Origin of the sequence: Archangium violaceum (assembly GCF_016859125.1) — a bacterium.
GTDB classification, from domain to species: Bacteria; Myxococcota; Myxococcia; order Myxococcales; family Myxococcaceae; genus Archangium; species Archangium violaceum_A.
In genome coordinates this window covers 2,290,729-2,314,285 of sequence record NZ_CP069338.1, presented here as the reverse complement: position 1 = coordinate 2,314,285, position 23,557 = coordinate 2,290,729, and the positions used below count along the sequence as shown (strand labels likewise).

General features: G+C 66.4%; 15 protein-coding genes. 11 read left to right on the top strand and 4 right to left on the bottom strand.

Annotation, left to right across the window (positions count from 1 at the left end):
• Positions 1-161 precede the first annotated feature (161 nt).
• The 5 genes from JQX13_RS09975 to JQX13_RS09955 all read left to right on the top strand — a co-directional run bounded on the left by JQX13_RS09975 (position 162) and on the right by JQX13_RS09955 (position 7,165).
• Entirely contained in the window at positions 162-3,014 is a 2,853-nt protein-coding gene (locus JQX13_RS09975) for a CRTAC1 family protein (protein ID WP_203408803.1), read from the top strand.
• 8 nt (positions 3,015-3,022) lie between these two features.
• Positions 3,023-3,796, top strand: coding sequence for a hypothetical protein (locus JQX13_RS09970; RefSeq protein ID WP_203408802.1), 774 nt, complete (start codon positions 3,023-3,025; stop codon positions 3,794-3,796).
• A 76-nt stretch (positions 3,797-3,872) separates the two neighbouring features.
• Positions 3,873-5,582 carry a GH3 auxin-responsive promoter family protein gene (locus JQX13_RS09965; RefSeq protein ID WP_203408801.1) on the top strand — a complete coding sequence of 570 codons (1,710 nt, stop codon included), beginning with the start codon at positions 3,873-3,875 and terminating at the stop codon, positions 5,580-5,582.
• Entirely contained in the window at positions 5,579-6,766 is a 1,188-nt protein-coding gene (locus JQX13_RS09960; protein WP_203408800.1) for an aromatic ring-hydroxylating oxygenase subunit alpha, read from the top strand. Before JQX13_RS09965 ends, JQX13_RS09960 begins: the two co-directional genes overlap by 4 nt.
• 21 nt (positions 6,767-6,787) lie before the next feature.
• On the top strand, positions 6,788-7,165 hold the full coding sequence (locus JQX13_RS09955; RefSeq protein WP_203411958.1) for a zf-TFIIB domain-containing protein: 378 nt from the start codon (positions 6,788-6,790) through the stop codon (positions 7,163-7,165).
• Positions 7,166-7,195: 30 nt separating this feature from the next.
• Here JQX13_RS09955 and JQX13_RS09950 read toward each other — a convergent pair whose 3' ends face one another.
• Both JQX13_RS09950 and JQX13_RS09945 read right to left on the bottom strand, forming a co-directional pair.
• On the bottom strand, positions 7,196-8,122 hold the full coding sequence (locus JQX13_RS09950; RefSeq protein WP_203408799.1) for a pirin family protein: 927 nt from the start codon (positions 8,120-8,122) through the stop codon (positions 7,196-7,198).
• Between the two features lie 92 nt (positions 8,123-8,214).
• Complete coding sequence (locus tag JQX13_RS09945) at positions 8,215-9,102, bottom strand: LysR family transcriptional regulator (RefSeq protein ID WP_203408798.1); 888 nt, start codon at positions 9,100-9,102, stop codon at positions 8,215-8,217.
• Positions 9,103-9,235: 133 nt separating this feature from the next.
• Here JQX13_RS09945 and JQX13_RS09940 point away from each other — a divergent pair, with 133 nt between their 5' ends.
• A complete protein-coding gene (locus JQX13_RS09940) occupies positions 9,236-9,790 on the top strand; it encodes a YceI family protein (RefSeq protein ID WP_203408797.1) in 555 nt (184 codons plus the stop codon).
• A 224-nt stretch (positions 9,791-10,014) separates the two neighbouring features.
• Here the strand turns inward: JQX13_RS09940 and JQX13_RS09935 are convergent, their stop codons facing one another.
• Together JQX13_RS09935 and JQX13_RS09930 are read right to left on the bottom strand one after the other, a co-directional pair.
• The gene (locus tag JQX13_RS09935; protein WP_203408796.1) at positions 10,015-10,290 is read right to left on the bottom strand and encodes a hypothetical protein; all 276 of its coding nucleotides are present in this window, start codon (positions 10,288-10,290) and stop codon (positions 10,015-10,017) included.
• 21 nt (positions 10,291-10,311) lie between these two features.
• Positions 10,312-10,497 (bottom strand): hypothetical protein, encoded by a 186-nt coding sequence (locus JQX13_RS09930; RefSeq protein ID WP_203408795.1) that lies wholly within the window; start codon positions 10,495-10,497, stop codon positions 10,312-10,314.
• A gap of 108 nt (positions 10,498-10,605) precedes the next feature.
• On the opposite strand from JQX13_RS09930, the gene JQX13_RS09925 reads away from it, so the two are divergent.
• The 5 genes from JQX13_RS09925 (at position 10,606) to JQX13_RS09905 (ending at position 22,732) form a co-directional block, all read left to right on the top strand.
• Entirely contained in the window at positions 10,606-11,934 is a 1,329-nt protein-coding gene (locus JQX13_RS09925; RefSeq protein WP_239014658.1) for an MFS transporter, read from the top strand.
• Positions 11,935-12,087: 153 nt separating this feature from the next.
• The gene (locus JQX13_RS09920; RefSeq protein ID WP_203408794.1) at positions 12,088-13,725 is read left to right on the top strand and encodes a sensor histidine kinase; all 1,638 of its coding nucleotides are present in this window, start codon (positions 12,088-12,090) and stop codon (positions 13,723-13,725) included.
• Between the two features lie 45 nt (positions 13,726-13,770).
• On the top strand, positions 13,771-15,657 hold the full coding sequence (locus JQX13_RS09915; RefSeq protein ID WP_203408793.1) for an ATP-binding protein: 1,887 nt from the start codon (positions 13,771-13,773) through the stop codon (positions 15,655-15,657).
• Positions 15,658-17,111: 1,454 nt separating this feature from the next.
• Positions 17,112-22,409, top strand: coding sequence for an RHS repeat-associated core domain-containing protein (locus JQX13_RS09910; RefSeq protein ID WP_239014657.1), 5,298 nt, complete (start codon positions 17,112-17,114; stop codon positions 22,407-22,409).
• Positions 22,406-22,732 (top strand): hypothetical protein, encoded by a 327-nt coding sequence (locus tag JQX13_RS09905; RefSeq protein WP_203408791.1) that lies wholly within the window; start codon positions 22,406-22,408, stop codon positions 22,730-22,732. Before JQX13_RS09910 ends, JQX13_RS09905 begins: the two co-directional genes overlap by 4 nt.
• Positions 22,733-23,557 lie beyond the last annotated feature (825 nt).

The window sequence follows — 23,557 nt, the reverse complement described above, 5'->3', positions numbered from 1 at the left end:
GGTGTGCTCGGAGTTTGCAACCGGGGCCTCGCAAGGGGAGGAAGACGTGGACATCATCGAGATGGTGGGCAGGCACCCGGGGGGACATGCAAGCCCCCCGCCCGTCCTGGACAGGGAAGCGGGGGCGCGGCAGTCTCGGCGCGCGTTCGGAGGCGCATCCCATGAGAGCTGAGCAGGCCGTGACACACCCGGTGCCGGTGGGCAACGTGGTGCACAGGGGCGCCCGTGTCGAGCGCTGGGGCTGGGTGTGGCCCCGGTGGAGCGATCCGCGCATCCCCTTCGCCGCCATTCTCACGCTCTACGGGGTGCTGGGCTTCTCCTTCTTCGGCTTCAACCGCAGCCCGTGGCAGATGGCGGCCATCGTCGTCAGCGGCAGCGTGCTGGACGCGGGGTTGGGGTGGCTGGTGCGCCGCGAGAAGGTGGTGCCCCTGAGTGGCTACATCTCGTGCTGCTCGCTGGCGCTGCTGCTCAACTACTCGCACTCGAGCTGGCTGCTGCTGTTGCCGGTGTGGCTCACCATCGGCTCCAAGTACGTGCTCACCTTCGAGGGCCGCCACGTCTTCAACCCGTCCATGTTCGGCGTGGCCACCTCGCTGCTCTTCACCCGCGAGCTCATCACCGCCGCGCCGGCCTACCAGTGGGCCAACGGGGAGATCGCCCTGTCGGCCTTCATCGTCATGGCCGCGCTGGTGCTCTTCCTCTTCCGCGTGGGCCGCACGTGGCTGGTGCTGAGCTTCCTCTTCTTCTATGCGCTGCAGACGGCCCTGCGCGCGTACATCCTGCGCTACCACCTGCCGCCCGAGGTGCTCTTCCTGGGCACGCTGGGGGCGCCGGCCTTCTTCATCTTCACCTTCTACATGATTACGGACCCCGGCACGTCGCCGGGGACGCCGAAGGCACAGGTGCTGCTCGCGCTCGCGCTCACGCTGGTGGACCTGGTGCTCCACCTCAAGGAGAGCGTCTTCACCTTCTTCTACGCGGCGCTCACGTGCGCCACGGCGCGCTTCCTCTTCCTGCATGGGCGCGCCCTGTGGAGGCGCGGACCTCGCGCGTATGTCGCGGGCCTGTTGTCACCGGGGCCGCTGAAGCGCCTGGCGGCGGTGGGCGGAGTCGGAGCCGCGCTGGCCGGGGGCTACTTCCTCGTCGTGGCACCCGCGGCGATGTCCCGGCCGCTGCCCTTCCACATGGAGCGGATGGAGGCCTCGCACACGGGGCTCGGCTCCACCATGGGGGATGTGCTGACGCACGTGGACCCACGCGTGCTGCACGTGTCCAAGTGGGTGCTGAGCGTGGGCGACGCGGTGGCCACCGGGGACTTTGACGGCGACGGGAAGCTGGACCTCTTCCTCGCGAACGCGCTCAAGTCGGACGCGTACCGCGCGGCGCTCTACCGCAACCTGGGTGACCTCCGCTTCGAGCGCGTGCGGGTGCCCGCCCTGGAGCACATCGCCGCGAGCTACACCACCGAGGGCGCCGCCGCCGGAGGCACCTTCGTGGACTACGATGGCGACGGGGACCAGGACCTGGCCATCGCCGTGGCCTTCGGGCCGTCGAAGCTGCTGCGCAACCTGCTGCGCGAGACGGGCACCGCCTCCTTCGAGGACGTCACCTCCCAGGCGGGGGTGGGGGACCACTCGGTGAGCATCGCCGTGACGATGCTCGACTTCGATCGCGACGGGCACCTGGACCTCTTCGTGGCCAATGCCCTCACCACGCACCTGCCGGACTACGCCACGCCCACGCCATTCAACTTCTTCCGGCTTCCGCCGCCCGAGTACCCCGGAGACCGGCGCATGCTCCGCTTCATGCACAACGGCTGGCACGACGCCGATAACGGCGGCCTCAACGTGCTCTACCGCGCCCGGGGGGATGGCACCTTCGAGAAGCTGGACTCCGTGGCGATGGGGCTGAAGGAGACACGGTGGTCGCTCGCCGTCAGCACGGTGGACCTGAACCAGGACGGCTGGACGGACCTGTACATCGCCAACGACTTCGGCCCGGACGAGGTCTACCTCAACGAGCAGGGCAAGCACTTCCGCCGCGTCGTGGGGAAGCTCTTCGGGGAGATTGGAAAGGACACGTACAAGGGGATGAACGCCAGCGTGGCGGACTTCGACCGCAATGGGTGGCTGGATGTCTACGTCTCCAACGTGCACCACTCGCTGCAGGCGGAAGGCAGCCTCTTGTGGATGATGTCGCGGGGGAAGGAGCCGTTCATCCCCGAGTTCAAGGACGAGGCCACCTTCCGCGGCGCGCTCAACGAGCGGCGCTTCGGCTGGGGCGCGGCGGCGGGGGACCTCGACAACGACGGGTGGCCCGACATCGTGCAGGCCAATGGCCACATCGATGACCGGCTGGACCACCTGTACGACTCGGGCCGCAAGGACTACTGGTACGTCAATCACAAGCTGATGCAGTCCGGCCCCGAGGTGCACACCTACGCGGACAAGTGGGGCGACATCCGCGGGCGCACCGTCTACCCGAACGAGGCCCGGCGCGCGTATTTGAACCTCGGAGACGAGGACCCCGGGCACTTCGTGGACGTGGCGAAGGAGCTGGGCCTGGACGACCCGGACAACTCGCGCGGCGTGCTGCTCGCGGACCTGGACAACGACGGTGACCTGGATGCGGTCATCACCAACCAGCACGGGCCCGTGTCCGTCTACCGCAACTCGCTGCGCGACGGGGCGGGCCGGGACGCGGCGCACTTCGTGGGCCTCTCGCTCGTGGGCGACGGGCAGCACACGGCCCGGAGCGCCCTGGGCTCGCGTGTCGTCGTGTCCTACGAGGAGGGCGGCCGGCGCGTGGAGCAGGTGCGGGAGGTAGGGCTGATGGGAGGACTGAGCGCCTCGGCGGATCCTCGCCTGCACTTCGGGCTCGGCCGCCACGCGGGCCCCGTGACGGCCACCGTCCACTGGTACGGCGGTGAGGTGCGGAGCATGCAACTCGAGGCCGATCGCTACCACGTCATCCGTCAGGGCGCCGTCACCGCGGACCTGCGGGGCAGCCACTAGGGACGCCGATGTTCTCCGCCTTGAAGGGTGCCACCGTCCCGTGCGAGTCGCTCACCGAGCGGCAGCGCGCGCAGATGCTCGCGTTGATGCAGGTGTGCTACGCGGGCGTCAGCGCCGAGCGCTTCACGAGGGACCTGGCCGAGAAGCAGTATGTGATTCTCCTGTCCGCGAGGCGCTCGGGCGAGCTGGTGGGCTTCAGCACCCTGCGCGTCGCCGAGGAGCAGGTGGAGGGCCGGGAGGTGGAGGTCGTCTTCTCGGGAGACACCGTCATCCACCCGGACTACTGGGGACAGAAGGAACTGCAGGTGCGCTTCGGGCGCTTCATGCTCGCGCGCAAGCTGCGCCGCCCGATGCGACCGCTGCTGTGGCTGCTGCTGAGCGCGGGCTACAAGACGTACCTGCTGGCGGTGAACCACTTCCCACGCACGGTGCCGCGCCACGACTGGGAGGCGCCGTCGGAGCGCGTGTCGTTCCTGCGCTCGCTGGCCGGGCGCTGGTTCGGGGCGCAGTACGATACGGGACGCGGGACGGTGCGCTTCACGGGCGCGCACTACCGGGTGAGGGATGGCGTGTCGCCGATCGATCGGAAGGCGGCGGCGCATCCGGACATCGCCTTCTTCGCGAGGAGCAACCCCGGACACGTGGACGGGGAGGAGTTGGTGTGCCTGGCGGAGATCCGCGCGAGGGATCTGCTGTGGGCCCTGACGGAGCTGACGATGAAGCAACTCCGCCTGTGGACGCGCCGGGGCCTGAAGCTGATCGGTGTGAGGGAGGGGGCATGAGATGGACGCCGGTCCTTTCCCCTCTCCCTCCGGGAGAGGGACGGGGTGAGGGTAACGAGGGCCCCGGGTTGAACCCATGCTGACCGCGCGCCGGATGCTCTCTGGCCTCATGGCGGCCCAGGCTCCGTCAGCGCTCCTGTTCCATCGGGCGCTCACCCGTCCCGAACAAGCCCAGTCCGAGTGCCTGTCACGCATCCTCCGGGCCACGCGAGACACCACACAGTCCACGAGGACCCCGGGCTTCTCCCTCATCCGCACGGCGCGCGAGTTCCAGGACGCCGTGCCCATCTCCACGCCGGACTCGGTGCTCGAGGACCTCGAGGCCCTCGAGGCGGGCACGCCACGCGTCCTCACCCGCGAGCCCGTGGTTCGCTTCGAGCCCTCGGGAGGTTCCTCGGGGGCGTCCAAGTACGTCCCCGTCACCCGGGGGCTGCTCGACGAGTTCCACCGCGCGCTCGCGCCCATGCTGTTCGACCTGCTCCACTCGCGCCCCGCCGTCCGCGAGGGGCCGAGCTACTGGTCCATCTCGCCCATCGGGCGCAAGCAGGGGCGCACCGCCGGGGGCATTCCCGTGGGCAGCGTGGAGGACTCGGCGTACTTCCCGCGCTTCCTGCAACCGTTGCTCTCGCGTGTGTTCGCTGTGCCAGGTGCTGTCGCCCACCTGCCCGATGTCGAGTCGTGCCGGTATGTGACGCTGTGGTTCCTCGTGGCGTGTGAGGATCTCGCGCTCCTGAGCGTGTGGAACCCGAGCTTCCTCACGTTGCTCATGGAGGCACTGGAGCGGCATGGGGAACGGCTGGCGGAGGATCTGGAACGTGGGGTGTGCCGGCCTCCTCGGGGACTCGGTGGGCAGGACGGTGACGCGTACCCTCACCCCGGCCCTCTCCCGGAGGGAGAGGGAGTTCTCTCTCGGATGCGGTTCATGCCCCGGCCCGGGCGCGCTCGCTTGCTTCGCGAGGTGCTTCGTTCCGGGTTTCAGGCGCGTGCGCTCTGGCCTCGGCTCGCGCTGCTCAGCATGTGGACCGATGCCCAGGCCGCTCACTCCGTCGCTCCCGCGTGCCGCCGCTTCCCCGGCGTCGAGGTCCAGGGCAAGGGGTTGCTCGCCACCGAGGGCGTCGTCACGCTCCCCCTCTTCGGTGCCCCCTCCCCCGTGCTCGCCGTCCGCAGTCATTTCTTCGAGTTCCTCGACCCCGAGCACCCCGGGTTGCGTCCCCGGCTCGCCCACGAGCTCGAGGTGGGGCGCACCTACTCCGTGCTCCTGTCCACCTCCGGCGGCCTGCTGCGTTACCGAATCGGTGACCTCGTCCGTGTCGAGGGCTTCCACCACGCCACGCCCTGTCTGCGTTTCATGGGCCGCGCCGACTCCGTGAGTGACCTCGTCGGCGAGAAGCTCGCCGCCACCCGAGTGTCCACCGTGCTCGAGTCCCTGCTGCCCGGTGTGCTCGGCGGCCAGCGTCCTGCCTTCGCCATGGTGGCTCCCGAGTGGGAGCCCCTCGCGCCTCCGGCCTACCGGCTCTTCCTCGAGACCGACGCGAGCGACGCGCGCCTCGAGGAGGCCGCCCACGCCCTCGATCGTGCCCTGCGCGAGGGCTTCCACTACCGCTATGCCCGCGAGCTCGGTCAGCTCGGGCCCGTGCGCGCCATCCGTGTCACCGAGGGGACGCGCCGCTACGAGGCCCGCTGTATCGCGCTCGGCCAACGTGCCGGGGACATCAAGCCCACGGACCTTCATCGCCAGGCAGGCTGGACCGCCTGGTTCTCCCAGCGAGGAACGAAGCACCCATGAGGAACCCGAACGACGCCGAGAACCTCGCGCTCGTCACGACGCCCGCCGTGGACCTCGAGGCCGAGGCCGAGCTCACCCGCTGCGGCGCCCTCAAGGACTTCTGGTACGTGGCCTGCCTCTCCACCGAACTCACCCCGGGCAAGCCGCTAGCACGCACCCTCTTCGGGACGAACGTCGTCCTCTTCCGCGACGAGCACGGCCGGCCCGTGGCCCTGCGCGACCGCTGCCTGCACCGCAACGCGCGCCTGTCCGCCGGAGCCGTCTTCCACGGCCGCATCGGCTGCCCGTACCACGGCTGGGTATATGACGCCTCGGGCGCGGTGGTGGAGGTGCCCTCGCTCGGACCCAGGCAATGCGGCGAGGTGCTCGATGCACGGGGCCACTCGAGCGCGGGCCTCCAGGTGCGTCCGTGCGACCTCGGGAAGCTGCAGCGCTTCGACACGCTGGAGCAGGACGGGCTCGTCTTCGTCTTCATGGGAGGAGACGCGAAGCGGGCCCGCCGCCCCGCCTTCCGCGTGCCGTACTGGGACGACCCGAAGTGGACCGTGTACTTCATGGTGACGCGCTTCCCCAACGGGGTGACGAACCTCGTGGAGAACTTCATGGACGTGCCGCACACCGTCTTCGTCCACGAGGGGTGGTTCCGCCGCGTGGCGCGCAAGCGGGTGCCCGCGACCGTGAAGCGCTCGGAGGGCAGCGTGCTCGTCACCTACAAGCAGGGGGAGGACTCCGTCACGGGCCTGGGCCGCATCTTCAACCCGGGCGGGGAGGCCATGGTCCACACGGACCACTACTTCGTCCCGAACATCACCCGCGTGGATTACATGTGGGGCGAGCGCAGCGGCTTCGCCATCAACTCGCAGGTGACGCCCATTGGCCCCACGGACAGCCTCGTCTACACGGCCATCAGCTATCGGCTCCCATATGACCTGCCTCGCTCGCTGGTGGCCCGCGCGCTCAAGCCGCTGGTGAAGTGGTACACCACGCAGGTCATCCTCCAGGACGTGGACATCATGAAGGTGCAGCGCGAGGGGCTCCTCAACGGCCCCGGCGGAGGCGTCTTCACCGGCACCGAGGCGGATCTGCTCCACTCGGACATCGAGTCCTACCGGCGTTGGCTGCGCGAGGGTGGACACGGCCCCGGCCCCAGCGACGAGGAGCGCGACATCGTCTTCTGGATCTGAGCTGCTACCGTAGGCGGTGGAATGAACTGCCCACGTTGCGACAAGGTGATGAGCCGGGTGCGTCCGGAGGATGTGGACGCGGAGCAGTGCCCTCAATGCGAAGGCCATTGGCTCGAGGGGGAGTCCCTCCGGCGCTTGGAGTCGACCGTGAACGTGCGGCTCTTCGAGTGGCGCAAGCTGCCGTCCGAGGAGCTCCAGAACCGCGAGGTGGCCTGTCCACGGTGCCGCCCCCGAGGGCTCATGAAGAAGGTTCAAAGCGAGCGCGACCGGCACGTCCTGCTCGACGTCTGTGAAAGGTGCTCGGGCGTGTGGCTCGATGGGGGCGAGCTGCGAGCCATTCAGGAGATGGGGCTCGTGGCGGCGATCTCCGACGCGGTGCGGTTCATCTTGAAGACGTGAGCTCCCCCCTCCCAGAGGGAGCGGGGATACCTACGGGTAGCGCACGGGGGCGGGGTCCTCGGGCAGCGGGATGAACTCCGTCTCCTGCGGTACCCGCGCGAAGCGCCCCGCCTTCCAGTCCGCCTTCGCCTCCTCCAACCGCTCCTTCGAGCTCGAGACGAAGTTCCAGAAGATGTAGCGCGGCCCATCCATCGGCTCGCCGCCGAGCAGCATCATCCGCGCCTTCGTGGAGGCCTGGATGCCAATCTCGCTTCCCGGCCGGAAGACGAGGAGCTCACCCGGGTTGAACTCGATGCCGTCGATCTCCACCGTGCCTTCCGTGAGGTAGAGCGCGCGCTCCTCGTGCTCGGCCGGGAGCACCAGCCCCGCGCCCGCCTCCAGGGCCGTGTCCGCGTAGAACAGGTCCGAGAGTGTCTGCACGGGCGAGCGCTTCCCATAGAGCGCTCCCGCGATGAGGTGCATGCGCACGCCGTCTCCCTCGAGGAAGGGCATGGTGTCGGCGGCATGGTGGACGAAGGTGGGCCGGGTCTCCTCGTGCTTCTTCGGGAGCGCCACCCAGGCCTGGAGGCCGAAGACCGGCCCGCCCGCTGCCCGCGTCTCGGGGGCCGTGCGCTCGGAGTGGACGATGCCTTGCCCCGCCGTCATCCAGTTCACCTCGCCGGGCCGGATGGGCTGCACCACCCCGAGGCTGTCGCGGTGGAGGATTTCTCCATCGAAGAGGTAGGTGACGGTGGCCAGGCCGATATGAGGGTGCGGCCGTACGTCGAGCCCCTTGCCCGCGTTGAACACCGTGGGCCCCATCTGGTCGAGGAAGATGAAGGGCCCCACCATCCGGCGCCGGGCCGAGGGGAGCGCCCGCCGCACCTCGAATCCATCGCCGAGGTCCCTCGTGCGGGAGACGATGAGGGTCTCCAGCTCCGGGTGTTGCCGCGTCTCGATCGTCTCGTCCCAGCTCATGTGTGGCTCCCGTCTTGTCTGACATCCATCATGGGGACGTGACCTCGTCCGCACCAGACGCCGACGACGGGAAACATCGTCCCATGGATGGGTCAATCCGTGGGGGCGGCCGGCCAGCGCTCTCGCAGGAAGTCCACGAAGGCCATCACCTTGGGGGAATGATGGCGGGTGCTCGGGTAGACGGCATGCACCGGGGCGCCCGACGAGGTCCAGTCCGGCAGGAGGCGCCGCAGGCGTCCGGCCGAGGCATCCTCGGCGTAGTCGAGGGTGGGGAGGAGCGCGATGCCAGCGCCCGCCAGCGTCACCGAGCCCAACATGTCGGGCTCGTTCACGACGAGGCGCGCACGGACCGAGACCTCGACCGACTTGTTTCCGGAGTACAGGGTCCAGACGTTCCCCACCTGCCCCGCGCCAAACAAGAGGCAGTCGTGCTTCTCGAGGTCCTTGGGTGACCTGGGTGTTCCCCGCTCCTCGAGGTAGCTCGGGGCCGCCATGACGATGCGCTCGATGTTCCCGAGCCGGCGGGCGACGAGCGACGAGTCGGCCATCCGTCCCGCGCGCACGGCCAGATCGAATCCCTCCTCCACCAGGTCGACCGAGCGGTCCGTGCACACCATCTCGAGCTGCACCTCGGGGTAGCGCTTCATGAACCCCGCGACGATCGGTCCGAGGAAGCTGAAGGTGAGCGGTGCCGTCACACGGAGCAGCCCGTGAGGCGCGGACTGCATGCGCGTGACGGCGAGCTCGGCCTGCTCCGCCTCGGCCACGATGCGCGCGCAGTGCTCGTAGTAGGCCCGTCCCACCTCCGTCAGGTTCAGCTTGCGCGTCGTGCGCTGCAGCAGTTGCGCGCCGACCCGCTCCTCGAGCTCGGACACCTTCCGGCTGACGGTGGACTTGGGCATTCGCAGCCCGCGCGCCGCCACCGTGAAGCTGCCGGCCTGCACCACCTTGGCGAAGACGAGGAGTTCGTTGAGGTCCATGTCGATGTCGGTTCCTGGCCCGGCGTTGTTCCATGAGTGGAACAGTTCTTCCAGTCCGCCCCATCTAATCAAGGCCACCGCTCGCCGCTACCTTCAGCACATCAAACACGCCGCACCGAAAAGGAAGACGAACATGGCCAACGCAATCTGGAACATCGACACGACGCACTCCGGCATCCACTTCTCCGTCCGCCACATGGTCATCGCGAAGGTGCGCGGAAGCTTCCGGACGTACAGCGGGACGGTGTCGCTGGACGAGCAGGACATCTCCGCCTCGTCGGTCTCCGTCCGCATCGAGACGGCGAGCATCGACACCGGTGTCGAGCAGCGTGACACCCACCTGCGCTCGGCAGACTTCTTCGACGTGGAGAAGTTCCCGACCATCACCTTCCAGAGCACGAAGGTGGAGAAGTCCTCGGGCAACGGCCTCCGGGTGACGGGGAACCTGACCCTCCGTGACGTCACCCGCGAGGTGGTGCTCGAGGCCGAGCAGCTCGGCATCGGCAAGGATCCCTGGGGCAACGTCAAGGCGGCCTTCGAGGCGAAGACCTCGGTGGATCGCCGCGACTTCGGTCTGAAGTGGAATCAGGCGCTGGAGACCGGCGGCGTCCTCGTGGGCGAGAAGGTGGAAATCACCCTGGAGATCCAGGCGGTCAAGGCGCAGCAGGGCGCCGAGCAGGCGGCGTGAGACCATGAGCATCGAGAGCCAGACCGAGCAGCGGGGCGAGTTCCGCCAGGTCCTTCACGTGGGTGGGCACACCTTCCACGCCGACGTCTCCCACTCGTAGGGGGCTCTGGAGCGCGTCGAGACCCACGTCGAGCGCGATGACTCGCGCGAGACGTCGAGATCGTCACCGAGCCCCTCAATCCCCTCAGGCAATTTCCCCTCTCCCAGGGGGAGAGGGGATATCCTCAAGGGGCGGGAGCGGATTCCTCCTGTGCGTCCTGCAACATCCCTCGCCGGACCCGCGTGAGGATGTCGATGCGTAGCTGGAGCCAGTCCATGCCCTTCGGTGTCTGGTAGTCGTGGGCGGAGAAGTAGGCCGTCGTCGTCCTTGCCCTGAGGACGAACCTCGCCTCCCGCTTCTGGTACAGCACGCGGAAACCCTTCACCTTGCCCACTTCCACGAGATCCCTCGTGATGGCCCTGGCCTGACGCTCGGCCTCCTGCGCCCACTCCGAAGACATGGTCTTCTCCCGCGCCCGGGTTCAGTTGTGCGGTGGGAACGCCGCGGGCTGGCCCGTGCCACCGTTGCCCTCGGGCTGAGGGCCGGACTGCTTCTCCTCGGAGTTCGAACGCCCGCCTCCCTTGTGGCGGATCTGCTCGTTCTCGTTCTCGTTCTCGCCCGTGCCCTGCCGGGTCCCCTGCTTGTCGTCCGGGTTCTGCTGGTTCATCGCCCCGCCTCCCCAGGAAAGTGTTTCCATCGAACATGGGCACGCTGGGGCCGATTGGCACGGACCGGAACGAAGGCAGGCCGCCTGCTCCTCGGGCATGATGCGTCCGTGACTTCGTCCAGCTTCGAATCCTCGTCCGCCGCGCTGCCAGGGGTCGCCACCGCCGAGCGCGGCCTGCGGCAGCGGTTGACCTCCATCTTCGGCGGCTCGGTTGGCAACCTGATCGAGTGGTACGACTTCTACATCTACTCGGCCTTCTCGCTGTACTTCGCGAAGTCGTTCTTCCCGAGCGACAACCCCATCATCGAGCAGCTCAACACGGCCGCGGTCTTCGCTCTCGGCTTCCTCATCCGGCCGATCGGCGGCTGGGTGATGGGCATGTACGCGGACCTTCGGGGGCGCCGCGCCGCGCTGTCGCTGTCCGTCACGCTGATGTGCCTGGGGTCCCTCATCATCGCCCTGTGCCCGACGTACGAGCGCATCGGCGTGCTGGCGCCCGTGGTGCTCATCCTGGCCCGGTTGCTCCAGGGGCTCTCGCTCGGCGGCGAGTACGGCACCAGCGCCACCTACCTCAGCGAGGTCGCCACCTCGCGCCACCGCGGCTTCTACAGCTCCTTCCAGTACGTCACGCTCATCATGGGCCAGTTGCTCGCGACGATGACGCTGCTGGTGTTGCAGCGCCTGGTGCTCACCGGGCCGCAGCTCGAGGCGTGGGGTTGGCGCATCCCCTTCCTATGTGGCGCGGCGCTGGCCGTCTTCGGCTTCTACATGCGGCGCAACATGGTGGAGACGGAGGCCTTCCAGGCGGAGGCGGCCCGGAAGACGGCGCACCGGCCCATGCGCGAGCTGTTGCGGCACCCGAAGGAGATCGCCCTCGTGGTGGGGCTCACCATGGGCGGCACGCTCGCCTTCTACACGTACACCGTCTACATGCAGAAGTTCCTGGTGAACTCGGTGGGCCTGTCGAGGGACCAGTCCACGCTCATCTCGGTGTCGAGCCTGTTCATCTACATGCTGTTGCAGCCGGTGTTCGGCCTCATCTCCGACAAGGTGGGCCGCAGGCCCGTGCTGATGTGGTTCGGTGTCATGGGCACGCTGTGCACCGTGCCGCTGCTGACGGCCCTCACGCGGACGCGGGATGCCTTCACGGCCTTCCTGCTGGTGCTGGCGGCGCTCGTCATCGTCTCGGGCTACACCTCCATCAACGCCGTGGTGAAGGCCGAGCTCTTCCCCGCGAGCATCCGCGCCCTGGGCGTGGGTCTGCCCTATGCGCTCACCGTGTCCATCTTCGGCGGGACGGCCGAGTACCTGGGCACGTGGCTCAAGCTGCGGGGCCACGAGAGCTGGTTCTTCTGGTACGTGAGCGGCTGCATCCTGTGCTCGCTGCTCGTCTATGCCTTCATGCGGGACACGCAGCGGCAGAATCGCTTCGATTGACGGTGCCTTCGCCGTCCCTCTTCCAGCGCGGCTGGCGAACTCCAGGCGGGCTGCTTTTCCGTGTTGAAGGACAACTGGACGATTGTCTGCCTTTCCACAGAAGGGCCGTGGGGTGCTGCCGCGCGTCAGGAGGGTGATGCAAATCAAGAGTGCATGTTCCCCCCCGGTCTCCAGTACGAAGAGAAGCGCCTGCGGGCCCTGCTGCGCTACGGCATCCTCGATACCCCACCCGAGTCCGAGTACGACGACATCGTCCAGCTGGCCGCTCGGATGTGTGGTGTCCCCATCGCGCTCGTCAGCCTGATCGACAAGGACCGGCAGTGGTTCAAGGCGAACGTGGGCCTGCCGGGCGTGATGGAGACGGAGCGCTGCATCTCCTTCTGCACCGTCGCCATCGAGCAGGAGCACGTCTTCGTCGTCGAGGACGCCACGAAGGACTCGCGCTTCTGCGACAGCCCGCTCGTGTCCGGGGCGCCCTTCATCCGCTTCTACGCCGGAGCCCCCATCCAATCCGAGGATGGCTACAACCTGGGTACCCTCTGTGTCATCGACCGCGAGCCCCACGCGTTTGGCGAGGAGCAGCGCCGCAACCTGCTCGCGCTCAAGCGTCAGGTGGAGCTGCTGCTGCGGCTGCGCCTCCAGGTGAAGCAGACCCAGGAGCGCAACCGCCAGTTGATGGAGTCCTCGGGTGATGCCGTCTTCCTGCTCGACGAGGCGGGGCGGGTGCTGGAGGCCAACCCGGTGGCGGTGCGGCTGCTGGGGCGCGGTTCCTCCGAGCTGCTCGGTACCTGCTTCGAGGCGCTCGCCCCTGAGAACGAGCGCGACTCCCTGCGCCTGGCCCTGCGGACCTTGTGCTCGCGCGGCACGGTGCGCCTGCCGGATCAGGGGCTGACGTCCGCGCGGGGCGAGCGCGTGGCGTTGGACATCGCCGCCTCGCTCCAGGAGATGGGCTCGTCCCGGAACCTGCTCGTCGTGGGGCATGATCTCACCGAGAAGCGGCGGCTGGAGCAGCAGAGCATCCAGAACGATCGGCTCGCCTCTGTGGGCGCCCTGGCGGCGGGCATCGCGCATGAAATCAACAACCCCATCGCCTACGTGCTCTCCAACCTGAGCTACCTGCAGGGCTGGCGCGACGACCTGGAGCGGCAGCTGGCGGCGCTGCCCTGCTTCCCGGGGCACATGGCGGACATGCTCGTCGAGGCCCGCGATGCCCTCTCCGAGTCGCTCGACGGCTGCCGGCGCATCCGGGACATCGTGCGCGACATGCGCTCCTTCTCGCACGTCTCGGACGAGGCGCTCGCGCCCGTGGACATCAACGCGAGCCTCGACTTCGTGCTGCGCATGGCCCAGTCCGAGCTCAAGCGCACGGCGACCCTGGAGAAGGACTACGCACAGGCGCTGCCCGTCGTGCTCGCCAGCGAGAGCCGGCTCAGCCAGGTGTTCCTGAACCTGATCATCAACGCCATCCAGGCCATGCAGCCCGGCTCCCCGCAGCGGCACACCCTGCGTGTGCGCACCGTGCACGAGGGGAAGTACGTACGCATCGACGTCTCGGACACCGGCCACGGGATTGCTCCCGAGGTGTTGCCGCGCATCTTCGACCCGTTCTTCACCACCAAGCCGGTCGGCTCGGGCACGGGGCTCGGTCTGTCCATCAGCCACTCGCTCGTGCAGAAGATGGGGGGCGAGCTGCGGGTGCGCAGCGAGCAGGGTGTTGGCACGACCTTCTCCCTGCTGCTGCCCATGGGCGAGCGGGCGAGCGAGTTACGGGGGGCGGTGCTGGCCTCCTGACGCGGTGTTGCCCGGCGGACACCGGGTTGGGGCATAGTCCGCGCCATGTCGAGTGCTTTGGAGCAGCTCGGGGCGTGGTTCCAGGAGCGGCTGGATGGGGCTCTCTCGGAGAGTCTACGCCGGGCGCACGCCATCGAGCTCAGCCGGGCACGGATGCTCGTCGGGGTGTGCTGGCTGCTGCTCGGGTGCTGTTCGTTGTTCCTGGGGCTCGTGCAGCTCACGGAGTATGCCGGGAGCCTGACGGTGTTGGGCGTGGTCTGCACGGCGTGCATCGGGGCGGCACTGGCGCTGTTGCGCTGGGGGACGTCGACCCGGCCACCGGCGCTGCTCCTGTGCTCCATGCTGGCGGGGGCGGACATCTTCAGCACGTTCCGCATGGGCTCCCTGGCCATGGCCACGCACGCCGCGAGCATGTTGCTCCCGGTGCTCTCCGCCTACCTGTTGGGGTGGCGTCCCGGCCTGTTCTTCTCCCTGCTCTCCGCCCTGAACGCCATCATCTATCCGCTCTACGCGGGCGCCAGCTACGGGGGCAGTGATTGGTTGTTCAGCTGCTTCGGGGCCGTCTTCCTCCTGTGCGGGTGGGTGGTGAGTGGGCTGTTCCTCTCCTCGCGCATCGAGGCGCACGCGGCGAGCGAGCGGGCGTTGAAGACGCTGCGGGACAGCGAGAGCGAGCTGGCCAGCCTCATCGAGAGCACCGATGACCTCGTGTGCTCCCTGGACCTGGAAGGGCGGCTGATCATCATCAACAAGACGGCGAGGGCCTACTTCCGGCGGCGCCTCGGGAGGGACCTGCCACGAGGCGAGTTCATCTTCTCCTGGATGCCTCCCGCCCGGCAGGTGCGGTGGAAGGAGTGGCTCGCCCAGGCCCGGGCCGGCCAGCAGGTGCGGGAGGAGGTGGTCATCCCGCCCTCTGATGGGGTCAGCGCCACGGTGGAGCTCACCATCAGCCCCGTGCTGAGCGAGGAGGGGAAGGTGGTGAAGCTCACCGTCTTCATCCGGGACATCACGGAGCGGAAGGCGGCCGAGGCGCGGCTGAGCGAGCTGCATCGCGGCCTGGTGGATGCCTCGCGTCTGGCGGGCATGGCGGAGGTGGCCACCGGTGTCCTGCACAACGTGGGCAACACGCTCAACAGCGTGAACGTGTCGGCCAACCTCCTGGGGGAGCGGTTGCGCGCCATGCGGGTGTCCGGTCTGGAGAAGGGCGTGCGGTTGCTGCGCGAGCACGAGGCGGATCCGGGCACGTTCCTGACATCCGATCCGAAGGGCAGGGCGCTGCCGGCCTACCTCGAGTCCGCCACGGCCCAGCTGGTGAAGGAGCGGGACGCCATCCTCGCGGAGCTGCGGACGCTGAGCGATGGCGTGGAGCACATCCGGACGGTGGTGGGCATGCAGCAGCAGTACGCGCGCTTCTCCGGGGTGGTGGAGAAGGTGTCCCTGCCCGAGCTCCTCGACGGCGCTCTGCGTCTGCAGGCCACCGCCTTCCAAAGGCTGCACATCGAGGTCCGGCGCGAGTACGCCGCGGTGCCGCCGGTGTGGGTGGACCGGCACAAGCTGTTCCAAATCCTGCTCAACCTGCTGAGCAACGCGCGTCACGCGATGCAGGAGAGAGGCCGTGAGGATCCGTGCCTCACCATCCGCGTGGAGTCTGGAGGGGAAGGGCGGTTGCGCATCGCCGTGTCCGACAATGGGGTGGGGATTGCCCCGGAGAACCTCCCGCGCCTCTTCACCCACGGCTTCACCACGAAGAAGGACGGGCACGGCTTCGGGTTGCACACCAGCGCGCTCGCGGCCGAGGAGCTGGGCGGGATTCTCTCGTGCTCGAGCCCGGGCCGAGGGCAGGGGGCCACCTTCACCCTCGAGCTACCCCTCCAGTCCCTCACCCCCGGCTCTTTCTTGGTGGGAGAGAAAGCGAATCCCGACGCGTCCGCGTAATCCGAGGTGCTGCTCGCCGCCGAGACTGTTTGTCTTCAATCTCTGGTGGCGCATCGAGGTGGTCTCCCGCGCATGATTCACATTCCCGTGACGGCGGGGACTGGCCGAATTTTGTCAGTTCAATGACGATATTTGTCACACGCCAAGGAGGGATGGCGAGGCGCCTCCAGGACTTTGGCGGGTTGCGGGAATCCAAGGGCTGGTACGTCTTGTGAAGGGGCGGCCGCTGCCCATGGATACACGGAGGGTTTTCGTGCATTACGAAAAATTGCGAGCCAATGTAAATGTAGGGTGTGAGCCATTTCACAGCGCCATCGCGTCGCAGTTGGTAGAGGAGCGGCGCCTTGAATCATGTGTTCTGCGTCAGTAATGGAAATCGAGAAAAATTCTCGCTCTTTGAGCGGAAAGAAGAATTCATGAGGCGGATTGTGTTGATGTGGGGGCTCGCCCTGGGAGGAGTGTGGGTGGGCTGTTCGAACAACCAGACGGAGCCCGCGGCGTCAGATGGGAGGGAAGTGCTCACGGAACATCGTCCGCTGCAAGCCCAGAAGGCGACGAAGCAGTTGGGAGAGGACTGCTCGGAGAACGGCGCCAGTGCCTGTCTTTCCGGTGTCTGTCTTCATGTGAAGCCCGGGCGAGAAGAGGGCTACGTTTGCAGCCGCGCGTGCCAGGAGGAGAAGGAGTGTCCTCGGGACTGGCATTGTGCTCAGGTGTACCCGACGCCCCAGGGAAGGTTGTGCGTCCCTGAACTCCCCAGCTCTGGGGACGCCCTCATGGGGCAGTAGGCTTTTTCGTCTGATTCATCGCTGTGTGGGGGTTGGGACTCTAATCGCGACGAGGCGATGTTCGTCATCTTTTTTTGTTTTGATATGAATATGCGACAATTCAATTCATTTGCATATCGCTGGGGTTCGCTGAGTGCCCGGTTTTTGCTTCCGTTGAGAGCAGGGGCCGTCGTGTTCCTGTGGCTTGTTTGCCTGTTGGCGCCTCTGTTTGCCCATGGTGCTGGTTCTTACACGATGTGGCTGCCCCCTCATCCGGGGGATCCCTTCTACAGAGCGCAAATCTGCTCCTGCCCGGGCGAAGACCCTCAGTGGTGCTACACGGGGGACTGTGGAAGTAGCGAACGCTATTGCACCCCGGGGATTCCCCGGTCTGGTGAATGCGAGACTGTGTATACGCAATGTAAGAGGGGATCGGATTATAGAGAAACGCCGGGTCCTCTTCCTCGAATCGATTCCTGCGAGAAGGGTGGTAGGTGGAGGTGTCGGAATAACGCAGACTGCACTGCCCATCCTGGAGGTCAATGCGTTCTCAATGATGGAATGACGGTGAAGAAAATCGAGGATTTCACTCTCGTCTTGAATGAAGGAACGCATTGCACGTACCCGGAGGGGGAGGAGTGCGACGACGGCATCGACAATGATAACGATGGTGAAGTGGATGAGGATTGTATGGACACCGAGCCAAAGGGTGGGCCGCCTCCCACCATGTGCGAGGAGACGAATTGGTTCGACCCCGTCAACATGGTCACGGGGACGACCTTTGAGCGAGTCAAGGATGTAGAGGTTTCGGACAGCGTCATGACGCTGAGCTTCGAGCGGACCTTCAGCTCGCGGGGAGATGAGTGGGCGCATGACGGTCCGATGCTGGGCGCCCCGAAGCCCTTTGGTTCCAGTGGCCGCGACCCGGGCTCCATGGAGTGGTGGCACAACTGGATGGGCGTGGTGGTGGAGCATTCGAACTATTGGAGTGTGCGGGACAGGGAGGGGGCCCTGCTGCGCTTCACCCCGTGCGGGGGCGTGCCCTGTCAAGCGGCCCTGTCAGGCGGAAACCGCAGCCAGCGAGAACGTTTGTTTCGGACTGCCACCGGGTATGAGTTGGTGCAAGCGAACGGGAGTCGGCTCGTCTTCGAGGCTCGTTTCGTGCCTGCTCAGGGTGGACACAATCGCTATTTCCTCTCTCGCGTCCTGTCGTCGACGGGGCAGGTTCTGGCGACGCTCAACTATGCAACGCCAGCATTGGAGGGGTGCGTCCAGGGCGGGCCGGACAGCAGCCCGGGTGTCCCCTATCTGTCGTCGGTGCAGACGTCGACGGGGCGCACGTTGGGTTTCAGCTACCGGAAGCTGGCATCGCCGTACGGAACCTTTGAGTGTGTCATTTCGGCGGTGAGCCTGGGCAGCCCGGATGGGGCGGATGGAAGCTCCACGGAGCCCGAGGTGACGTATTCCTACTACAGGCCAGGGGGGGCGACCGGGGCGGAGCTACCCGGGCGCATTGCCAGGGCCCAGTACCGCACGCGCCAGGAGGAATACCTGTATACGAGTTCGGACTTCCGGCACACACAGCAGGGGGTGGAACTCGTCCGTCATACCTACGGCTCGGATGGGCGCGTGAAGACCGTGGAGGGTGAAGGCTCCAGCGTGTCCATTCAGTGGGATTTGACGGCGGTGGGCTGTCTGCCCGGCTCCAACTGCTGCGGCAGGGTGCCCCAGAAGCGGACGGCGAGGGACTACAAGGTAGGGCGTGGCGATGGTACTGAACCGTCAGCCCTGCTGATATACAACTTCGAGACGCTCTCCAACTATGGCCAGGAGATGGCGCCGCGCCTGTACCAGAAGGCGGAGTCGTGTAGCCCCAGCCAATCGTGCAGCCCGGGCTCGGAGCGCACGGAGTGGACATGCTCGACCGCGGGAATGCCCGGCCATGAGGCGGCGCGCAAGGACAAGAGGGACAACTGGGAGGTGTATGGGTACTCCTTGTCCTCGGAGGCGCAGCCACGGCTGGAGCGCACCAGTGTGAAGCTCGGTGCCTCGGACATGTTTGGAGCGGGAGCGCTGGAGGAGCAGACCTTCAGCTATACCTACGGCCCCAACGGGGAGCAGTTACCGCAATCCATCGAGGAGAAGAGCGTGCTGGGCGCGGCGCCGGACAGCCGGAAGCGTACCGCGTATGTGTACGAGTCGGGCAGACGGAAGGCCGTCATCGAGTCCGGCTGGACGCTGGTGCGCGCCAGCGACGGCAATTGGACGACGACGCGTCGTTTCGTGGGGACCTTCTATTTCACCTCGCATGTGTCCTCGGGCGAGTCCATCCCCGATCCATTGGGCCGGACGATGGAGGTGCATGGCCCATGCATGGTTTCGAGCGAGTCCGCCACCGACTGCAGTGCGGCCGATGACTACCCGCTGATCCGCTACGACTACTACCCCAGCACCGCTGGAGACAGTGTTCGCAACCGCCTGCAGCGGGTGACTGCCTATCCCACGCGCTCTTCCTCCGTGCCCCTGGCGACGGAGTACCTTGCCTACGACGCGCGGGGCCAGGCCACGAGCATCAAGGATGAGAATGGTGTGGTGACGGGCTACTCGTATGAAGAAGACAGGTTGACCCAGAAAGTAACGAACGGGCAACGGACCTTTTTCAGCTATGCGGATGGCCGGCACCTGACCTCGGTCCAGTCTCCTTCGGGGAACGCGGAAGTGTTCTGCTACCGGACGGGGACGACGGGAGATGCGTGCACGGGCGGGACGCTGACCGACAAGCTGCAGTGGAAGGCCCGAGCCACGAGCACGGACGGCACGGGTTGGACGGAGAAGGTGGTGTACACGTATTGGCCGGATGGGACGCGGAAAGAGGAGCGCTACCTGTCCAGGACGGGGGCGACGACGGAGACGCGGCGGGTGTTGAAGTACGCGGCGGACGCGCACCGCAGGCCCACGTGGCAGAAGTGGGGTGATGGGGCGGGAAGTTTCACTTCGGCGAGGTCCTTCGATGGTGCGAACAACCAGACGGGTGTGGGACTGCCCTTCAACAACCCGCCGGCCTGGTGCGGTGGCGTGAAGGCGAACGGCACGCCGCTGTCGCAGTTGTGCTCCTCCATGACATACGACCGGGCCGACCGCCTGGTGCAGGTGGACGAGTTCCCGGCGGACGGAGTGGCCCAGCGCACGCTCTTCGAGTATGACGTGCAGGGCAACGTGTCCGGGGTAAAGGTGGGGTGCACGGCCACGGACTCCTTCGCGACCTGTGTCCAGCCAGCGGCGACGTACAAGTACGACGACTTCGGAGGGGTGGTGGAGGTGACTTTGCCGCACGCGGATGGCCCGGTCCGCTACGCCTACGATGTGTTGGGCAACGTGGTGGTGAAGGAGACGGAGGCCATGCGCCAGGCGCATGAGTACGTCACCTACTCCTACGACATGCTCTCGAGGCAACTGTCCGCCCGGCAGGTGTCCGACAAGGGGTCCCAGCTTCTCTACCGTTACGGTTACGACTCGGAGGGAACGTCCCCCGCCGGCTGCCCGGCCCCGAGCAACACCCTGGGGCGGATTCGCTACCGGGAGGACTCGTTTGGACGGACCTGGTACCAGTACGACCCGGAGGGACGGGTGCTGGGGGAGATTCGCGTGAGGGCCGGGGAGACGACGTGCGGGAGCGTGGCCAATGCGAACCCGCACACCCAGTACACGTACACGGCGAATGGAAACCTCGCCTCGGTGACGTACCCGAACGGGCGAATGGTGACGTACGTGTATGGGACGGACGCCAACGTGGACCGGGTGGTGGCCGTCGACGTGACGCTGTACGACGGCACGGCCTGGAGCACGAAGCGACTGCTGAGCAACGTGTCCTGGGAGCCGTATGGTGGGCTGCGTGGCTATGTGCTGAGTCACCCCACGTCGGGCACGACGAGTACGGTGGAGTATGGCCTGGGGGATGATGGCTCGGTGGCGCCCGCGGGCTGTTCGGCGACCTTCCCGTCCGCGGCGGCCTCGGACCTGACGGGCCGACTGCGCGGCCTGCGCGTGTCCTCGGGAACTGTCGCCATGGGCGCTGGGGCGGGCGACATCTACCAGCGGACGTACACGTGGAAGGCGGACCAGGTGGTGAGGACGGACACGTGCCTGCTGGGGGCTACGTTGCCGAGGACGGAGACGTATGGCTACGACAGGACGCTGCGGTTGAAGGGGATGCAGCGGCTGGAGGGCGGGACCGTCGTCGGGGAGCAGGCCTACGGGTACGACGGCCGTGGCAACCGCGTGTCCATGAGCAGCGGCTCGTCTCCATATGCCATGAGCTATGCGGCCGCGCCTCGCAAGGACAGGTTGGAAGGCTGGAATCCCTCTGCGTCTGGAAGCCTGCTGAAATATGCACTGAAGTATGACGCGGATGGACGAGCCTCCCGGAAGGAAGGAGCCTACGGCTCGAGTAACGTTCCCGGGTATGTGCTGGGATTCGAGTACGGGCAGTCGGAGGGCGTGGCCACGGAGACGGTCTTCCGGGCGGTGAACGTGAATGGAGCCTTCTACAACTACTACTACGACGCGCTGGGGCGGCGGCGGCTGAAGAGCTACCCCGGAGGGACTTCGGACGAGTACTTCCACGACCAGCGCAACCAGTTGCTGGTGGACCGGGGAAGCAGCGGGCTCGCGGCGCCAGTGGCCTACTACACGCAGGACGACTACGTGTGGCTGGGGGGGCGGCCGGTGGCGATGGTGCGAGGCAGGCTGAGCAACACGTGGGCGCGGCAGGCGGACAGCTCGACGGACTGTGCGCGCAATGGAGAGGCCGCGGCCTGTGGGGTGTACTTCCCGGTGACGGACCACATCGGCAAGCCGGTGCTGATGCTGGATGGAAGAGGGCGCGTGGCGGGGGCGGCGGACCATGAGCCCTTTGGCCATGTCAACCGGGTCACGCTGAGCGCGGAGACGACGCATCCGCTCGACAGCACGACCGCTGGCACCAGCACGCTTGCTTCGATGATACAACCGACGAATGGCGCGGTGTCGGTGAAGATGCGAGCCCTGTTCCATCTGCTGGACATGAGCGCGGGGACGGTGGAGTTGGTGGATGGGGCGGCCGGTTCGGTGCTGGCCTCGGAGTCAGGTACGGGGCGTGCGCGCTTTTGGTCGGACTGGGTGCAGCCGTCGACGGGGAGTGCCAGCGTCAAGGTGGTGTGGCCTGGCGGTGTAGGAGGCTCGCCTTCGACGGGAGTCGTGCTGGAGGGGTATGAGTACCAGCGCTACCAGACGGGGGCGCAGCCCTTCTGGACGCCGCTGCGCTTCCCCGGTCAGTACTACGACGCGGAGACGGACCTCTTCGAGAACTGGAACCGCTACTATGACCCGAGCATCGGTAGGTACCTGCAGCCCGAACCGATGCTCCAAAAGCCCGCGATCGTTCGCGACTATGCGCGGCAAAGCCGAATGCTTACGCCCTATGCATACGCGCTGAACAACCCTCTGCTCTTCGCGGATAAGGACGGATTCCTGCCCGATGACGATGTCCTTGGCCGCCGCAATCAATTCTCCCCCGAATTGCTCGCCGCGCACGACCGAGGAGCCGGTATGGCGATTGTGGCAACGGGGGCATTCTTTGCTAGTTACTTTGCCTTGGAATGGATTGGTGCTACGCTGATTCCATCGGTAGCCACTTGTGGCGCCAATTCGGCCACAAAGGTGCCAATCGATCCCAATAAAATGAATCATATATTTGGGAAGGCCGAACATGCGCTTGATGCCTTCGTGAAGGCCCATGGAAGCCGAGAAAGAGCGTTCCTGGCAATTCATGAGGCGGCGAACAAGGCTCTGCAGGAAGGGAAGATTGTGCCTGGACCCAATGGAATGCTTCCGCTAGGTAACGCCGGACCGGTTATAGATGTAGCTGGCACTCAGATCCGTCTGATCGGCGGCAGGGTCATTGATGGCGTTCTTTATGTCGGTTCAGCCAGCAGAATGGGGTTGAAATGAGCGAGGAGCTTTCCCCTCTTGAGCGGGAAATCATTCGGGTCGTTGCATTGGAAAACTGGCCTGGCTTCCGGACCGACGGTCTCGAAGTGCCGAGGCGAGAGAATACGGGAGCTGGTCGGTTCACGCATCTCAGAGACAGGCATGAGCAGTTTGTGCGCGATGGCTTCTACGCCGCCCAAGGCAAGTTCATTGAGATGGACGGAGTCCCTTACGGGCTTTCGTTCGAGGTGGTCGCATCGAACGGGCGCGTTAGCTTTATCGAGATAGCCGTAAACGGAGTCTTCCCGTGGGACGGCACTGAGAGGCAGTGGCGAATAGTTTGATGCTCCAACGGTAGGCCTGCGCCTTGAGTATGTGGCAATGGAGAGGAGGCGGAAATGGTGCTCTCCCTCCAGCTCGTACCCTGGCCGCGCAGCTTGGTCACAGCTTGGAGGTTCACATAACCCCTGAGCCTGCCCACACTCCGGCCCGAGCGGGTGCTGCGGGTGGTCTTCACCGGCATCGCGAGCCGGCGCGCATCCGAGCGTGGGCTGGAACAAGTTATCTCTCCCCTCCTTCTCCCATGGCCAGAGGGAGGGGAGGGGCTCAGCCTTGATAGGACTCGTCGTGTTCGATTCGGCTCAGCACCCAGTCGAAGTCTCCGGATGTCACCTTCGCCGAGCAGTGCGTGCAGTTGCCCGCCATGTTGATGGTCAGCGCCGCCCCTCATGAGGGGCAGCGTTTGTCGGCGCTGGGTTTTCCTCTCGTGCGCGTGCCTCGGATGAGCGTCCAGTATTCGCTGTAGCGGCGCTCTCGCCTCTGGCTGCCACTCAGGCACATCCCATCCGAGTTCTGCACCGTGTAGTCCAGCCCCGCGGCGAACAGGCGCACTGGGCTGATGTCAAAGGATTCGAAGAACTGAAGGAGTGCTTCGCTTACGAAGCGGAGAATTGGAGAGCGATCCGTTGGCGTGAGAGGTAATCAAGATGAACAGTTGGCTTGGCGCTCTGGTGTACGGGGTGCTGCCCGGAGCCATCTCTGGAGGGTTGGTCGGTGCCTACCCTCGCGAGCGCTCTCTCTCCTTTGACGCGCTCCGCTGGGCTGAGCTGCCGAAGAGTGAGCCGTGGGACGCGGGGCCGGGGCTCGTTCTCGGTGCCCTCGCGGGCGCG

Coding starts and splice junctions, on each gene's coding strand:
- JQX13_RS09975 (WP_203408803.1), top strand. CDS start 162: ATGAGAGCTGAGCAGGCCGTGACACACCCGGTGCCGGTGGGCAACGTG.
- JQX13_RS09965 (WP_203408801.1), top strand. CDS start 3,873: ATGCTGACCGCGCGCCGGATGCTCTCTGGCCTCATGGCGGCCCAGGCT.
- JQX13_RS09970 (WP_203408802.1), top strand. CDS start 3,023: ATGTTCTCCGCCTTGAAGGGTGCCACCGTCCCGTGCGAGTCGCTCACC.
- JQX13_RS09920 (WP_203408794.1), top strand. CDS start 12,088: ATGTTCCCCCCCGGTCTCCAGTACGAAGAGAAGCGCCTGCGGGCCCTG.
- JQX13_RS09935 (WP_203408796.1), bottom strand. CDS start 10,290: ATGTCTTCGGAGTGGGCGCAGGAGGCCGAGCGTCAGGCCAGGGCCATC.
- JQX13_RS09950 (WP_203408799.1), bottom strand. CDS start 8,122: ATGAGCTGGGACGAGACGATCGAGACGCGGCAACACCCGGAGCTGGAG.
- JQX13_RS09910 (WP_239014657.1), top strand. CDS start 17,112: ATGGACACCGAGCCAAAGGGTGGGCCGCCTCCCACCATGTGCGAGGAG.
- JQX13_RS09940 (WP_203408797.1), top strand. CDS start 9,236: ATGGCCAACGCAATCTGGAACATCGACACGACGCACTCCGGCATCCAC.
- JQX13_RS09945 (WP_203408798.1), bottom strand. CDS start 9,102: ATGGACCTCAACGAACTCCTCGTCTTCGCCAAGGTGGTGCAGGCCGGC.
- JQX13_RS09955 (WP_203411958.1), top strand. CDS start 6,788: ATGAACTGCCCACGTTGCGACAAGGTGATGAGCCGGGTGCGTCCGGAG.
- JQX13_RS09930 (WP_203408795.1), bottom strand. CDS start 10,497: ATGAACCAGCAGAACCCGGACGACAAGCAGGGGACCCGGCAGGGCACG.
- JQX13_RS09915 (WP_203408793.1), top strand. CDS start 13,771: ATGTCGAGTGCTTTGGAGCAGCTCGGGGCGTGGTTCCAGGAGCGGCTG.
- JQX13_RS09905 (WP_203408791.1), top strand. CDS start 22,406: ATGAGCGAGGAGCTTTCCCCTCTTGAGCGGGAAATCATTCGGGTCGTT.
- JQX13_RS09960 (WP_203408800.1), top strand. CDS start 5,579: ATGAGGAACCCGAACGACGCCGAGAACCTCGCGCTCGTCACGACGCCC.